General features: G+C 70.8%; 5 protein-coding genes. All 5 read left to right on the forward strand.

Translation table 11 applies throughout. The features are described 5' to 3' along the window. The first annotated feature begins 93 nt into the window (after positions 1-93). The gene (locus SX243_19390) at positions 94-3,783 is read left to right on the forward strand and encodes an amino acid adenylation domain-containing protein (protein ID MDY7095146.1); all 3,690 of its coding nucleotides are present in this window, start codon (positions 94-96) and stop codon (positions 3,781-3,783) included. Next, positions 3,780-8,747, forward strand: a complete 4,968-nt coding sequence (locus tag SX243_19395) for an SDR family NAD(P)-dependent oxidoreductase (GenBank protein MDY7095147.1) — start codon at positions 3,780-3,782, stop codon at positions 8,745-8,747. Before SX243_19390 ends, SX243_19395 begins: the two co-directional genes overlap by 4 nt. Next, entirely contained in the window at positions 8,744-12,247 is a 3,504-nt protein-coding gene (locus tag SX243_19400) for an amino acid adenylation domain-containing protein (protein MDY7095148.1), read from the forward strand. The genes SX243_19395 and SX243_19400 overlap by 4 nt, the downstream gene beginning before the upstream one ends. Continuing rightward, the gene (locus SX243_19405) at positions 12,244-15,753 is read left to right on the forward strand and encodes an amino acid adenylation domain-containing protein (GenBank protein MDY7095149.1); all 3,510 of its coding nucleotides are present in this window, start codon (positions 12,244-12,246) and stop codon (positions 15,751-15,753) included. The genes SX243_19400 and SX243_19405 overlap by 4 nt, the downstream gene beginning before the upstream one ends. Further along, on the forward strand, positions 15,750-16,412 hold a 663-nt coding region (locus SX243_19410; GenBank protein ID MDY7095150.1), incomplete at its 3' end, for a condensation domain-containing protein. The genes SX243_19405 and SX243_19410, both read left to right, overlap by 4 nt.

Genomic DNA, 16,412 nt, shown 5'->3' on the forward strand with positions numbered 1-16,412 from the left:
GCGTCTTCGGCGGAAGCAGCGAATCAGGCGGCGGATCACGATCCCGATAAGGAACCCGATAAGGAACCCGATCAGGAACCCGATAAGGAACAGGTGCGCCGCAAGGTCGAAGGGCGGCGGGCGGAGCTCTCCCAGCGCAAGGCCGGCCTCTCCCAGGCCAAGCGCGCGCTGCTGGCCCAGAAGCTGCGGCGCAAGCGCGGCGGAGCGGCTCCGAAGGATTCCCCTTCGAGCTCGTCCGCGAGCTCTTCCGCCCCGTCCCCAGCGGCAGCTTCAGCCCAGACCACCGTCGCCACCATTCCGCGCCGGCCGGCGGACGCCCCTGCGGCTCCCCTCAGCTTCACCCAGGAGCGCCTGTGGTTCCTGCAGAAGCTGGAGCCGGCGAGCTCCGCCTACAACCTGGTGGACGCCTTCCGCCTCGACGGCAAGATCCAGGTGGAGCTCTTGGAGCGGGCGCTGACGGCGGTGGTGAAGCGTCAGCAGGTGCTGCGCAGCGCGTTCGAAGAAGGCTCGGAGGCCTCCCAAGGTCCCGTTCAGCGAGTGTTGCCGCCGCGGCCCCTGCGCCTGCCGGTGGTGGATCTGCGCCGCCTCGGTGGCGAGGCTGGTCGGGAGGAAGGCGAGGCGCTGGTGGCCCGGGAGGGCCGGCGGCCCTTCGACCTAGCCCGGGGCGAGCCCCTGCGGGCCTTCCTGCTGCGTTGGGGACCCGAAGAGCAAGCCGAGGAGCATGCCGGGAAGCACGGCCTGGTCTTCGACATGCACCACGTCGTGGCGGACGCCTGGGCCTTCTATCTGCTGATTCGCGAGCTGACCCAGATCTACCGGGTCCTCGCCGCCGGGGACTCTCCCGACCTGCCGCCGCTGGCGGTGCAATACGCCGACTATGCCGCCTGGCAGCGCCGAGAGCTCACCGGGGAGACCTTGGAGCGGGAGATCCAGTGGTGGCGCGGGCATCTCGAGGGGGCGCCGGATCTGCTGGAGCTGCCGGCGGACCGGCCGCGGCCGGCGCTGCGCAGCGGCCGGGGCGGCACGGTGGCGGCGACCCTGCCGGGGGAGCTGGCCGATGGCCTGCGCCGCCTCGCCCAACGGCGCCAGGCCACCCTCTTCATGACCCTGCTGGCGGGCTTCGAGGCCTTGGTCCACCGCCTCACCGGTGCCAAGGACTTCCTCCTCGGCTCCCCCTCCACCTTTCGGGATCGGGTGGAGCTGGAGTCGCTGGTGGGGGTCTTCGTCAACACCCTGGTGCTGCGCGCCGACCTCGCCGGCGATCCGGCTTTCGGCGAGGTGGTGCAGCGGGTGCGGGGAGAGGCGCTGGAGGCCTTCAGTCATCAGAGCCTGCCCTTCGAGAAGCTGGTGGAGGAGCTGCGGCCGGCGCGGGATCTCAGCCACCCGCCGCTGGTGCAGGTGGTCTTCGTGCTGGAGAACACCCCGCGGTCGTCGGTGCAGCTGCCGGGGCTGGAGATCGAGCCCCTCCACGCCGCCGCCGGCACCGCCAAATTCGACCTCACCGTCACCGTGCGGGAGGCGCCGGACCGTCTGTATCTGGCGGTGGAGACCAACCGCGACCTCTTCGACGACGCCACCGCCGAGGCGCTGGTGGGCTGGTACCGCAGCCTGCTGACGGCGGCGGTGGTGGATCCGGAGACGCCGGTCTCCCGCTTGCCCCTGTTGGATGAAGGGCAGCGGCGGCAGATGCTGGAGCTCGACCCCCAGCGGCCCTTGGACGATCGAGAGCCGCTCGCCGCCACCCTCGGCGAGTCCTTCCTGCGGCAGGCGCGACGGACCCCCGAGGCGCCGGCGCTGACCTGCGGTGACGTCACCCTGAGCTACGGCGAGCTGGCGGCGCTCTCCGGCGCCCTGGCCCAGCGCATCGCCGCCGAGCTGAAGAGTCTTTCCGGTACGGATTCCAAGCGAGGTGCCGCCGAGGCGCGGGTGGGGTTGTGCCTGGAGCGCGGCGTGGAGCTGGTGGTGGCGCTGCTGGCCATCGTCCGCGCCGGCGCCGCCTACGTGCCCCTGGATCCTTCCTATCCCGCCCGGCGCCTGCGCTGGATCGTCGCCGACGCCGGGGTGGAGCTGGTGGTCACCGACTCCGCCGCCGGGGCGACCCTCGCCGGCAGGCTGGACGGCGCCGGGGTCGATCCCGACGGCATCGAGGAAGGCGCCCAGACCGAGCCTCCTCCGGCGCGGTTGCTCTTGGTCGACCATGAGGAGCCTGCTGAGAACGGCCTCGCCTCCGTTGCCGGCGCGCTGCCGGCGCATGGGGAGAGCCTTGCCTACGTCATCTACACCTCCGGCTCCACCGGGCGTCCGAAGGGAGTGCTGGTGCCCCACCACCGGGTGCTGCGGCTCTTCCGGGCGACGGCGGAGGACTTCCGCTTCGGCGCCGGGGACGTTTGGACCCTCTTCCACTCCTCCTCCTTCGATTTTTCGGTGTGGGAGCTGTGGGGAGCGCTGCTCCACGGTGGCCGACTGGTGGTGGTGCCCTACGAGCTGAGCCGCTCGCCGGTGGCCTTCCACCAGCTGCTGCGCAGCGAAGGCGTGACGGTGCTCAACCAGACGCCGTCGGCCTTCCAGAGCCTGGTGCGGGCGGATGGCGAGGTGGCCGAGGCGGAGCGCCGCGAGCTGTGCCTGCGCTGGGTGATCTTCGGCGGCGAGGCCCTCGATCCCGAGATCCTGCAGCCTTGGTGGCAGCGCCGGCGGGAGGATGAGAGACCCCGGCTGGTGAATATGTACGGCATCACCGAGACCACGGTGCACGTCACCCACCAGCTGCTGGCGCCGAACGCCCACCGCGACCCGGGCATCGGCCGGGCGCTGGAGGATCTCAGCCTGCGGGTTCTCGACCCCCGAGGCGAGCCCCAGCCGGCGGGGGTGCCGGGGGAGATCTGCGTCGGCGGTGCGGGGGTGGCTTGGGGCTATCTGGGCCGGCCGGCCCTCACCGCCGCCCGCTTCGTACCGGATCCGTGGAGCCCGACCCCGGGCGGCCGGCTCTACCGCTCCGGCGACCGCGCCCGCTACCGGCGGGACGGCTCGGTGGAATATCTGGGCCGCCTCGACCAGCAGGTCAAGGTGCGGGGCTTCCGCATCGAGGTGGGGGAGATCGAGGCGGCGCTGACGGCTCTGCCGTGGATCGCCGCGGCGGCGGTGACGGTGCGGCGGGAGGATCCCGGCGGCCCACGGCTGGCGGCCTATTTGGTTCCCGCAGAGGCCGGCGAGGGAGAGGAAGAGAACCTTCCCGCCCGCTCTCGGGAAGCTCTGCGCGATCGTTTGCCGGAACATATGGTGCCCTCCGCCTGGGCAGTGCTGGAGAGCCTGCCCCTGACCATCAACGGCAAGGTGGACCGGCGCCGGCTGCCGGCACCGGACGCGGCGGCGGTGGCACCATCGGCTCCCGTCGCTCCCCGGGACGAGCTGGAGGCGGCCATCGCCGGCGTCTGGGCGGAGGTGCTGGGGCTTCCCCAGGTGGGAGTGGAGGACAGCTTTTTCGACCTCGGCGGTCACTCGCTGCTCCTGGTGGAGGTTCATGGACGGCTGCGCCAGGAGCTGGACGCTGCGGACGATCTCGCCATGCTCGATCTTTTCCGCTTCCCGACGGTGGCCTCCCTGGCGGCCCATCTCGCCAAGGATTCTTCAGATTCCCAAGACGACGACAACGACGGTTCGGCGGCGGTGGCTCAGCGCTATTCCCGCGCCGAGCAGCGCAAACAGAGCCTGCGGCGCCGCGGCAGGAAACGGCCGAATCGCCGGCGATCCGGCCGCCGCGGTGACGGTGAGAGGAATGACCCATGACCTTCGACCCCACCAGAGATCCCATGCCCGACGAAGACGAGTCACTACCCCGAGAGACGGATATCGCCATCGTCGGCCTCGCCGGTCGCTTCCCCGAAGCGCGCACCATCGACGAGCTGTGGGCCAATCTGCGGGCCGGCCGGGAGTGCATCCGCTTCTTCACCGAGGAGGAGCTGCTCGCGGCGGGGCACGATCGCCAAACCCTGGAGAACCCCCACTTCGTCCCCGCCAGCGGCTACCTCGAGGACGCCGCCGGCTTCGATGCCGCTTTCTTCGGCTACAGCCCGCGGGAGGCGGAGGTCCTGGATCCCCAGCATCGCCTCTTCCTCGAGACTGCCTGGCTGGCCCTGGAAGACGCCGCCCACACGCCCAAGGGCTTCGACGGCCTCATCGGCGTCTTCGGCGGGGTCACCGCCAGCAGCTATCTGCTGTTCAATCTCTACGGCAACCGCGAGCTCTTCGAGCAGCTCGGCCCCACCGCCATCGGCATCAGCAACGACAAGGACTTCGTCGCTACCCGGGTGTCCTACAAGCTCGATCTCAAGGGGCCCAGCGTGACGGTGCAAACTGCCTGCTCGACCTCCTTGGTAGCCACCCACATGGCCTGCCAGAGCCTGCTCAACCACGAGTGCGACATGGCCCTGGTGGGCGGCGCCTCCATTGGCTTCCCGCAGAAGGGCGGCTACGTCTTCCATCCCCAGGGCATCATGTCGCCGGACGGCCACTGCCGGACCTTCGACGCCGCGGCCGAGGGCTCGGTGGGGGGCAGCGGCGTGGCGGTGGCGGTGCTGCGGCGGCTGGAGGACGCGCTGGAGGACGGTGATCCCATCCGCGCCGTCATCCGCGGCTCCGCCATCAACAACGACGGCGCCCACAAGGTCGGCTACACCGCTCCCAGCGTCGAAGGCCAGGCGGAGGTCATCGCCGAGGCGCTGGGCATCGCCGACCTGGAGCCGCGTCAGATCTCCTTCGTCGAGACCCACGGCACCGCCACTGAGCTCGGCGATCCCATCGAGGTGGACGCCCTGAAGAAGGTCCACGGCGCGCCGGAGGACGGCGAGGCCTACTGCACCCTGGGGGCGGTGAAGGCGAATATCGGTCACCTGGACTGCGCCGCCGGCATCGCCGGGCTGACCAAGGCGGTGCTGGCCCTGGAGCGGGAGGAGATCCCGCCGGTGGTGCACTTCGAGCAGCCCAATCCTTCCCTGGGGCTGCCCGGGAGCGCCTTCCGGGTCGCCGACGAGTTGATCCCCTGGCCCCGCAGCGCCGAGCCCCGGCGGGCGGGGGTGAGCTCCTTCGGCCTCGGCGGCACCAACGCCCACGTGGTGTTGGAGGAAGCGCCGGCACCGGCGCCCTCCGGCCCCAGCCGGCCCTGGCAGCTGCTGCGCTGGTCGGCGCGCACCGCGAGCTCCTTGGACCAGGCCACCATCCACCTGGCGGCGCGCCTGGAGGCCCAACCCGAAACGCCCCTGGCGGACGTCGCCTACACCCTGGCGGTGGCCCGCACCCCCTTCGAGCATCGGCGCATGCTGGTCTGCCGAGAGAGCTCTGAAGAGGTCCCCGCCGACGCCCTCGAAGCCCTCGCCGGCGATCAGCAGCAGCGCATGCTCAGCGGTCGGGCCCTCGACCGCCGGCGCTCCGTCGCCTTCCTCTTCGCCGGTCTGGGGGATCAATACATCGGCATGGCGGCGGAGCTCTATCGCCAGGAAGAGGAGTACCGGCGCTGGTTCGACCGCTGCGCCGAGGCGGTGAAGGAGCGGCTGGACGTGGATCTGGTGGACCTGCTCTACGGCGAGGATTTCTCGGACGCCGGTGCTGAAGAGGCTGCTGCGCCCAAGACAGACCAGCCCCAACAAGAAGCCAAGCTCGATTTCCGCGCCCTGGTGGGTCGGGGCAAGAAGCCCGCCTCCCCCCGGGAGCGGGAGCTGGAGCGCACCCTGGTGGCCCAGCCGGCGCTCTTCGCCGTCGGCTACTCCCTGGCCCGGCTGTGGATGAGCTGGGGGCTGGAGCCGTCGGCGCTGCTGGGCTACAGCCTGGGGGAGTACGTCGCCGCCTGCGTCGCCGGCGTGCTGGAGCTGGAGGACGCCCTGGCGCTGGTGTGCGAGCGGGCGCGGCTCATCGAGACGGTGGAGGCCGGCGCTATGGTGGCGGTACCCCTGGCGGCGGCGGAGACCGAGGCCTATTTGGGCGAGGAGCTTTCCCTGGCGGCGGTCAACGGACCGCAGATGAGCGTCGTCTCTGGTGCCGAGGCGGTGGTGGCGGCGCTGGAGGAGCGGCTGGGGGAGGCGGGGCTGGTGTGCCGGCGCCTGGACACCCATCACGCCTTCCATTCGAGCCTGTTGGAGAGCATCGCCGGCGAGCTCACGGAGCTGGTCTCGGGCTTCACCACCCGGCCGCCGCAGATTCCCTACATCTCCAACGTCACCGGCACCTGGATCCGCGACGAGGAGGCCACGGACCCGGCTTATTGGGCCCGTCACCTGACCCAAACCGTGCGCTTCGCCGACGGCATCGCCGAGCTTTGGCGCCAGGAGAATCGGGTCCTGCTGGAGGTGGGGCCGGGGCAGAGCTTGGGCAGCCTGGCGCTGCAGCAGGGCTTGGACGCCGCCGAGGGCAGCGCCCCGCGAACGGTGCTGGCGACCCTGCCCAACCGCTACGACAAGACTCCCGACACCGCCTTCCTGCTCTCCGCCCTGGGCCAGCTGTGGCTCGCGGGGGTCGAGGCCGACGCCGAGGCTCTCTATGCCGGCGAGGACCGCCGGCGGGTGCATCTGCCGGGCTACGCCTTCGATCACCAGCACTACTTCGTCGAGCCCACCCCGCGATTCGCCGCGGTGCCCCGGGAGGAACGGCTGCCGGTGGAGGAGTGGTTCCACGCCCCGTCGTGGCTGCGCTCCCGCCGCCCGTCGCCGCAGATGGACCGCGAAAGCCTGCTGCAGCGGGCGGCGGAACGGCGGTGGTTGCTGCTGGAGGACGCGCTGGAGGAGGGAGCGGAGGAAGCTCCGGACGAGCTGACCCAGAGCTTCGCCGCGCTGCTCGAAGAGTCGGGGGCGGCGGTGATCCGCGCCCGTCCCGGCGACGAATTCCAAGAGCCGGACGAGAACGACGGCGTCTACCGCCTGCGCCCCGGCCACCGGGACGATTTCGCCGCCCTGCTGCGCTCCCTGCGCGCCGCCGAGACGGTGCCGGACTCCATCGTTCACCTGTGGAGCCTGGGCTCCGGCGATGCTGAGGCGTCTCCGGCGGATCGGGAAGAACAGGCCTTCGACCGCGGCTACGCCTCCCTCATCGCCCTGGCACAGGCCCTGGGTCCGCTGCCGGGAGAAGAGCCGGTGGATTTGTGGGTGGTGGCCGACGGCCTCTTCGAGGTCTGCGGCGGCGAGGCCATCGATCCCCTCAAGGCGACGCTGCTGGGACCTTGCCGGGTGCTGCCGCTGGAAGTGCCGCAAATGCGCACCCGGCTCCTCGAGCTGCCGCCGGTGCCGGCTTCTGACAGCGCCGTCGATGCCGGCCTCGCTCGGCCCTCGGCAGAGGAGCTGCTGAACGAGCTTCTTTCCTCTCAGCAAGAGACTTTCCAGAAGGAGCCGGTGACCGCATTGCGTCGGGGCCGCCGCTGGACGCCGGCCTATGAGGCACTGCCGCCGGAGGCTCCCGAGCCCGCCGCCACCCTGCGCCACCAGGGCGTCTATCTGATCACCGGTGGTCTTGGCGGTCTCGGCCGCGGTTGCGGCGAGTACCTGGCGCGACATCTCCAGGCTCGGTTGGTGCTGGTGGGACGCCATGGCCTGCCGCTCCGGGAGGAGTGGCCGGCGCTGCTGGAGGCGGAGCCGGGGTCGCCGGTGGCGGAGCGCATCCGCTCCGTGCAGGCGATGGAGGAAGCCGGCGGGGAGGTCTTGGTGGCGGCGGCGGACGTGGCGGACGAGGAAGCCATGGCCGGGGTGGTGGCGCAGGCGGTGGAGCGCTTCGGCGCCATCCACGGCCTGATCCACACCGCCGGCGTCCCCGGGGCCGGCTTGCTGCAGCTCAAGACCCGGGAGATGTCCCGCCAGGTGCTGCGGCCCAAGGTCGCCGGCACCCTGGTTCTCGAACGGGTGCTGGCGGAGCAACCCCTGGAGACGGTGGTCACCTTCTCCGCCCTCACCGCTCTCTCCGGCGGCATCGGACAGGTGGATTATTGCGCCGCCAACGCCTTCCTCGGCGCCTGGGCGGCGGCCCGGGCCCAGCGCGGCCTGCCCGCCACCACCGTCTATTGGTGCGCCTGGAAGTGGGATGCTTGGCAGTCCGACCTCACCTCCTTCGACGACCGCGTGCAGGACGCCTTCCGGGAAGGCCGGGAGCGCTTCGGTCTGGCCATGAACGAGGGCATGGACGCCCTGGTGCAGCTGGTGGCCGCCGGCGTGTCCGAGGGGGTGGTCTCCACCACCGACCTCGGCGCCGCCCTGGGCCAGGAGCTGGACGTTTCCCAGGCCCTGGAAGAGCTCGGTCTCGGCTCCAGCGGCGACGGTCCCGGCGGCGAGGAGGGCGCCGGATCCGCTGGCCATGCCCGCCCGGAGCTGAGCACCGCCTTCGTCGCTCCCCGCAGCCCCGTCGAGGAGCAGCTGGCGAGAGTCTGGTGCGGCCTGCTGGGCCTCGACCGAGTGGGCGTTCACGACAATTTCTTCCAGCTCGGTGGCCACTCGCTGCTGGGCGTGCAGCTGGTCTCCCGCATGCGCGAGAGCTTCGGCGTCGATCTCTCGCTGCGGGCGCTCTTCGAGACCCCGACGGTGGCGGCGCTGGCGGAGACGGTGGCGGAAGGCGGCGGGGACGGTGAGGCGGCCGCAGCGGCGGCGACTTCCCAGCCGGCCATCCAGCGCGTGGCCCGGCGCTCCGAGGCGTCGCAGGACGTGGATCTGGATCAGCTCTCCGAAGACCAGATGGACGATCTGTTGGCGGAGCTGCTGGCTCAGGAGGAAAGCGGCTCATGAGCCTGGCGGGTAAGGGCCTAGAGGGCAAGAGCCTGGAGGGGCTGACGGCGGAGCAGAAGAAGAAGCTCCTGGCCCAGCTGCTGGCCCAGCGCCAGCAGCCGCAGAGTTTCCAGCCGTCCTTCGCCCAGCAGCGGCTGTGGTTTCTCGATCAGCTGGAGGAAGGCGACGGCGCCACCTACAACAACTACATCGCCGTGGAGGCTCGCGGCAGGCTGCAGCCGGAGGCGCTGGAACGGGCCTTCCGCGAGGTGGTGCGGCGCCACGAGTCTTTGCGCACCCGCTTCGCCATGGAGGACGGCAAGCCGGTGCAGCTGGTGGAGAAGCGCCTGCGCATCCCCTTGCCGCTGGTGGATCTGTCGGCGCTGGCGGCGGCGGATGCGCAACGAGCCCAAGAGGAAGTGGAGCGGCTGGCGACGGTGGCCTCCCGCCGGACCTTCGATCTCACCCGCCTGCCCCTGCTCCGCCACACCCTGGTGCGGCTGGCGCCGGAGGAGCACGTGGTGCTGCTGAGCCTGCACCACATCGTCTCCGACGGCTGGTCCATGGGCGTGTTGATCCACGAGCTGGGGGTGCTCTACGACGCCTTCGTCCGCGGTGAGGAGTCGCCGCTTCCGCCCCTGCCGATCCAATACGTGGACTTCGCCCAATGGCAGCGGGAGCATCTGGACGGCGGCGTGTTGGAGCGCCAGCTGGGCTATTGGAAGCAGCAGTTGGCAGACCTGCCGGTGCTCGAGCTGCCCACCGACCGGCCGCGGCCGCCGGTGCAGACCCTGCGCGGCCGCACCTTCGTCGGCGAGCTGTGGCCCGGCGATCGGGAAGCCCTCAAAGGCGTCGGCCAGCTCGCCGGCGCCTCCCTCTTCATGGTCGGTCTGGCGGTGTTCAACGTGCTGCTGGCCCGCTATTCCGGCCAGCGGGACCTGCCCGTGGGGGCGCCGGTGGCCAACCGCGACCGGCTGGAGCTGGAGGGGCTCATCGGCCTGCTCATCAACACTCTGGTGCTGCGCACGGATGCCAGCGGTGACCCCAGCTTTGTGGAGCTTCTGGAACGGGTGCGGCGAACCTGCGTCGACGCCTACGGCAACCAGGACCTGCCCTTCGAGCTGCTGGTGGACCGCCTGGGCATCGCCCGAGACATGAGCCGGCCGGCGCTGGCCCAGGTGGTCTTTCGCCTCGAGCCCTTCCGGCCCGAGGAACAGACTCTTCGAGACCTGGTGCTCCAGCCGGTGCTGGCGGACAACGACACGGCGAAATTCGATCTCACCCTGGTGCTGGGAGAGTCGGCCAAGGGCTATTACGTCACCCTGGAATACAACTCGGATCTCTACGACGACGCCACCGCCCGGCGCATGGTGGCCCATTACGAACGGCTGCTGCTGGCGGTGTGCGAGAGCCCGGAAGAGTCCATCGGCCGGCTGTCCATGCTCTCGGAGGGGGAGCGGGAGCAGCTTCTGGCGTGGAATCCTGGGGCCAGCGAGCTCTCGGCTTCGCGGTTGGAGCGTCTTCCCCTGCACGAGCTCTTCGCCCGTCGGGCGGTGCAGACCCCCGAGGCTCCGGCGGTGACCTTCCGGGACCGCACCCTGAGCTACGGCGAGCTCGACGCCCAGGCCAATCGCCTGGCCCATCGGCTGCGGCAGCTGGGGGTGGGGCCGGAGGTGCCGGTGGCGCTGCTGCTCGAGCGCGGGCCGGAGATGGTGACGGCGATCCTGGCGGTGCTCAAGGCCGGGGGTGCCTACGTGCCCCTGGATCCCGCCTATCCGCCCCAGCGCCTGGCCTTCGTGGTCCAGGACTCCGGCGCCGCGCTGGTGATCACCGAGACGGCGCTGGCGGATCTGCTGAGCTCGGAGGAGACCTCCGGCGGGTCCTCGACGCCGCGGCTGGTTCTCGATCAAGAAGATCTCGGCTCTTTCCCCGCCACCGCCCCGGCTCCGTTGGCCACGAGGGATTCCTTGGCCTACGTCATCTACACCTCCGGCTCCACCGGCCGGCCCAAGGGGGTGCTCATCCCCCACTCCCATCCGGTGGACCTCTTCGCGGCCACCGAGCCGTGGTTCGAACCGGGGCCGGAGGACGTATGGACCCTCTTCCACTCCTTCGCCTTCGATTTCTCGGTGTGGGAGCTGTGGGGAGCCTTGCTCTACGGCGGCCGCCTGGTGGTGGTGCCCTACGAGGTGAGCCGTTCGCCGGAGGCCTTCCTGCGGCTGCTGCGGGCCCAGGGGGTGACGATGCTCAGCCAGACGCCGTCGGCCTTCCAGGCCCTCGTTCGTCAAGAAGCTGGTGTGGTGGACGACCCGGCCGAAGAGCCGGCGGAGCACGGGCCCTTGGCGCTGCGGGCGGTGGTCTTCGGCGGCGAGGCCCTGGAGGCCCGGTCGCTGGCTCCCTGGGTCCAGCGCCACGGCGATGAGGCTCCGCGATTGATCAACATGTACGGCATCACCGAGACCACCGTGCACGTCACCTATCGGCGGCTGCGGCGGGAGGACGTCTTGGGGAAGACCGACCCCGGCATCGGCGAGGCGATTCCCGATCAAAGCCTGCGCATCCTGGAGCCGCCGTTCTTCCAGGCCGGGGAGCCCTCTCCCATCGGAGTGCCCGGCGAGCTCTGCGTCGGCGGTGGACGGCTGGCCCGGGGTTATTTGGGGCGCCCGGCCCTCACCGCCCAACGCTTCGTGCCGGATCCCACCTCCGGCGACCCCGGGGCCCGCCTCTATCGTTCCGGCGACCGCGGCTGCTACCGCGCCGACGGTTCGGTGGAATACCTCGGGCGCATCGACCAGCAGCTCAAATTGCGTGGCTTCCGCATCGAGGCGGGGGAGGTGGAGGCGGCGCTGTTGGAGCATCCGGCGGTGAGCGCGGCGGTGGTGACAGTGCATTCGGGAGACGCTGGTGATCCTCGCCTGGTGGCCTACCTGGTGGTGCCGGAGGGCACCTCCCCGGAGGTGGAGAGCCAGGCTCGAGAGCTGGCCCGGGAGCGGCTGCCGGAGTACATGGTGCCGGCGGCCTACGTGCGGCTGTCGGAGCTGCCCCTCACCGCCAACGGCAAGGTGGACCGCAAGCGCTTGCCGGCCCCCGGAGCCCAGGCGGTGGTGCGCGGCGAGGTGGTGCCCCCCCAGGGGGCCGTGGAGGAGAAGGTCGCCGCCATCTGGGGCGAGGTGCTGGGTCTCGACGAGGTAGGGACGGAGGATACCTTCTTCGACCTCGGCGGCCATTCGCTGCTGATGGTGCAGGTGCACGAGAAGCTTCGCCAGGCCTTCCCGCAGGAGGTCACCATGCTCGATCTCTTCCGGCACCCGACGGTGGCCAGCCTGGCGGCCTTCCTGGAGCAGGCGGAAGGCGCCGCGGGCGAAGGCCCGTCCGCCCCGGAACCGGCGTCGGTGGGCCAGGGCTACAGCCGGGCGGAGCAGCGCAAGCGCTCGGCTCGTCGTCCAGCCCGGCGTCCAGCTCGTCGTCCAGTTCGGCGCCGCGGCGATAGGGGCGGGACGGCCGGGGAGGAGGACGGATGAGCCGAGAGACTCCGGTGGAAGAGCCGGCCATCGACCCCAAGAACCTCAGCGCGGAGCAGAAGCGCGAGCTCCTGGCACGGCTGCTGGCCAAGAAGAAGGCTCGAGGGCAGGGAGCGGAACAGGGTCCGGAGGCTGCGCAGGAGGCTGCGGCAGCTCCCCCCGAGCCCCAGACCTTCCCCCTCTCCTTCGCCCAGCAACGGCTGTGGTTTCTGGATCAGCTGGATCCGGGCAATCCGGCCTACAACAACTACGTGACGGTGGACGTCAAGGGCGCGCTGGACACGGCGGTGCTCGAACGAGCCGTGGCCCACGTGGTGGAACGCCACGAGGGATTGCGCACCGCCTTCGCCTACCGCGGGGAAGAGCCGGTACAGAGCATCGAGGAGGCCCCGCGAGGGCGCCGCCGAGTGCGCCTGCCGGTGATCGATCTCGAGGGTTTGGATCCGACGGAACTGGATTCCGGGAGACGGGACTTTGGGACACGGCGGCGGGAAGCGACCCGGCTGGCGGTGGCGGAGGCCGCCCGGCCCTTCGATCTCGAGCGCCCGCCCTTGCTGCGGGCGGCCCTGGCCCGTCACCATCGGGAGCACCACGCCCTGATGTTGACGGTGCACCACATCGTCTCCGACGGCTGGTCCGTGACCTTGTTGATTCGCGAGGTCGCCCAGCTCTACGCCGCCTTCGCCGCCGGTCAGCCCTCGCCGTTGCCGCCGTTGCCCATCCAGCCGGTGGACTTTGCCCAATGGCAGCGGGATCGGCTCTCCGGCGAACGCCGGTCACGCCAGCTGGACTTCTGGCGCCGGCGGCTGGAAGGTCTGGAGCCCTTGGAGCTGCCGGCGGATCGCCCTCGCCCGCCGGCCCCCACCGGTCGCGGGCTGCGGGTGCGCAGCCTCCATGGCGGCGAGACCGTCCAGCTGCTGGAGGAGCTCGGCGGCCGCCGCGACAGCTCCCTCTTCATGACCCTGCTCTCGGTCTTTGCGGTGTTGCTGGCCCGGCTGGGTGGAAGCACCGACCTGGCTCTCGGCACCCCCGTCAGCCACCGGGACCGGCGCGAGCTGGAGGGCATGTTGGGACTGCTCATCAACACCCTGGTGCTGCGGGTGGAGCTCGATCCCAGGCTGCCCTTCGACCAGCTCCTGGCGCGGGTGCGGGATCGCTGCCTGGAGGCCTACGAGCACCAGGAAGTGCCCTTCGAGCTGCTGGTGGACGAGCTGGTGCAGGACCGCGACCTCAGCCGCCCGCCGCTGGTACAGGTGATGTTCCAGCTCGACCAGCACGAGCATCTGATGGAGGGAGCGGAGCAGCTGCCGGGGCTCAAGCTGATTCCCCAGGAGACCGACTCCGGCACCGCCAAGCTCGACCTCAGCCTGATTTTGGAGCGCAAGGGGGACGAGCTGGCGGTGATCGTGGAGATCGACCAAGACCTCTTCGACCGCACCACCGGGCTGCGCTTTCTGCACGGCTACTCGCGGCTGCTGCACGCGGTGCTGGAACGGCCGGAGGCTCCCCTGGGAGAGCTCCAGCTGCTCTCGGCGCCGGAGCGCCATCAGCTGCTGCGGGAGTGGAATCATCGTCCGCGGCTGCCGAAGGTCGATTCTTCGGGCTCTCCGGACGCCTTCGCGGCGCTGGCGCTGCGCGGGGCGGTGCTGCTGGGCGATCCGTCGGCGACGGCGTTGGTGGGAGCCGGCGAGGAATGGACTTACTCTCAGCTGGCGTGTCGCACCCGGCTCCTGGCCCGCTGGCTGAGGAGCCAGGGCGTGGAACGGGGCACGCTGGTGGCTCTCTGTCTCGAACGCAGCCCCGCCATGGTGGCTGCTGCGCTGGCGGTGCTCGCCGCCGGTGGTGCCTACCTGCCCCTGGACCCGGCCCATCCCGCCGCCCGCACAGCGCTGGTCTTTGAGGATGCGATGCCGGCGCTGCTGCTCACCGACGAGGGCTCGCAGGGGAACTTGCCCCAAGGGTCTTGGACAATCCTGCACCTCGACCAGGGCGAGCCCCGGGAGATCTTGAGCGGTGAGCTGGACAGCCAAGACGCGGCTGACGACACCGAAGCTCTCGGGGATGCTACGGAGTCAGACCTGGCCTATGTCATCTACACCTCCGGTTCCACCGGCCGGCCCAAGGGGGTGGAGGTGCCCCGGAGCGGTCTCGCCGCCTTCCTGCGCTCCATGGCTCGCCGCCCCGGTCTCGGCGCCGGCGACACCCTGATGGCGGTGACCACCCTGGCCTTCGACATCGCCGCCTTGGAGCTCTTCCTGCCGCTGACGGTGGGAGCCCGGACGGTGGTGGCCACTGCCGCCGAGGCGGGGGATGGTGCGGGGCTGTCAGAGCTGCTGCAGCGGACCTGCGCCACCGTTGTTCAGGGCACCCCTGCCACCTGGCGGCTGCTGCTGGAGGCAGGGTGGAGGAGAGAGGGTGGTCTGAAGAAGGCCCTGTGCGGCGGCGAGGCTTTGCCCCGAGAGCTGGCGGAGTCATTGTTGGAGCTGGGACTGGAGGTGTGGAACCTCTACGGTCCCACCGAGACCACCGTCTGGTCCGCCGTCGACGCGGTGCGCTCAGGGGAACCCTGGGTGGCTTTCGGCGGCCCTCTCCACGGCACGACCCTCCAAGTGCTCGACGGTGGGCTACGGCCGGTGCCCCTGGGGGCGGTGGGGGAGCTCTACATCGGCGGCGCCGGGGTGACCCGCGGCTACCGGCACCGCCCGGCCCTCACCGCCGAGCGCTTCCTGCCGGATCCGCTGGCGGCGCAGGATGGAGAAGCCTCCGGCGCCCGCATGTACCGCACCGGCGATCTGGTGCGCTGGCTGCCGGACGGCCGGCTGCGCTTCCTGGCGCGGGTGGATCATCAGATCAAGCTGCGGGGCTACCGCATCGAGCTGGGGGAGATCGAGAGCGCTCTGGCGTCCCTGTCTTCGGAGCAGGAAGGGGCGATTCGGAGAGCACCGATTCAAGGAGTCGCCGTGGCGTTGCGCACCACGACGGCGGGCGAGCCGGCGCTGGTGGCCTACGTGGTGAGCCCGGAGCTCCAGAAGCTGGAGCCGGAGGAGCAGGTGCGGTGCCGGGAGGAGTGGCGCCAGGAGCTCACCCGGCGGCTGCCCGGCTACATGGTGCCGAGCTTCTTCGTGCTCTTGGATCAGCTCCCCACCACCGCCAGCGGCAAGCTCGACCGCCGGGCACTGCCCCAGCCCGAGGCGCCGGCTGCGGATCGCCGGCGAGAGCCTCCGGCGACGGAGACCGAGGAACGGCTGGCGGAGATCTGGGGCGAGATCCTGGGCCTCGACGAGCTGGGGGTGGAAGAGAGCTTCTTCACCCTCGGTGGCCACTCCTTGCTGGCGGTGCGCATGCTCAGCCGGGTGAGCTCGCGGCTGGAGGTGGAGCTGCCGGTGCAAGCGGTCTTCGACGCCCCCACCGTGCGCCGGCTGGCGGCACGGGTGGATGCTCTGCGCTGGGCTCGCCAGGCCCCCGAAGAAGACTTGGGGGACGACCGGGAGGAGTTCGAGCTATGACCCGGGTTGTGGAGGAAGAATCGGTGCAGGGGCGGTCCGTCTTCGAGCTGCTGGAAGCCCTTCAAGCCCTCGACGTGCGGGTGTGGGTGGAGGGGGAGAAGCTGCGCCTCAACGCCCCCAAGGGCGCTCTCACCGCCGAGCTCAAGGACGAGCTGCGCCAGCGCAAGGACGAGCTCCTGGAGCTGCTGTCCGGCAGCGGCGGTGAGGCGGAGCCCTTGGAGCCCCAGCTGCGTCCCGAGGCTCTGCCCCTTTCCTTCGCTCAGGAACGAATGTGGTTCGTGCACCAGGTGCAGCCGGATCAGGCGGCCTTCCACCTGCCCAGCGCCCTGCGACTGCGCGGGAAGCTGGAGGTGGCTGTCTTGGAAGAGGTGCTCTTCCGATTGGTTCAGCGCCACGAGAGCTTGCGCACCCGCTTCGAGGACAGCCCCGAGGGCCCGGTCCAGCACATCGAGGCACCGGCCATCGTGAGGGAGAGCTTCCAGCTGCCGGTGGTGGACCTGGAGGGCCTCGTTCCGGAAGGCCCGTCTCCGGAAGACCCGCCACCGGAAGCCGTGGAGGCCCATCTTCGCCAGCTGGCCGGCGAGGCCGCCTCCCGCCCCTTCGACCTCGCCCGCGGCCCGCTGCTGCGTTCGCTGCTGGTGCGGCTGGGCCATCGGGAC

Source organism: Acidobacteriota bacterium (assembly GCA_034211275.1).
In the GTDB taxonomy this organism is placed as follows: domain Bacteria; phylum Acidobacteriota; class Thermoanaerobaculia; order Multivoradales; family JAHZIX01; genus JAGQSE01.

What these genes read in the sequence shown, in the direction of transcription:
- SX243_19395 (MDY7095147.1), top strand. Translation starts at nt 3,780, where the DNA reads ATGACCTTCGACCCCACCAGAGATCCCATGCCCGACGAAGACGAGTCA.
- SX243_19400 (MDY7095148.1), top strand. Translation starts at nt 8,744, where the DNA reads ATGAGCCTGGCGGGTAAGGGCCTAGAGGGCAAGAGCCTGGAGGGGCTG.
- SX243_19405 (MDY7095149.1), top strand. Translation starts at nt 12,244, where the DNA reads ATGAGCCGAGAGACTCCGGTGGAAGAGCCGGCCATCGACCCCAAGAAC.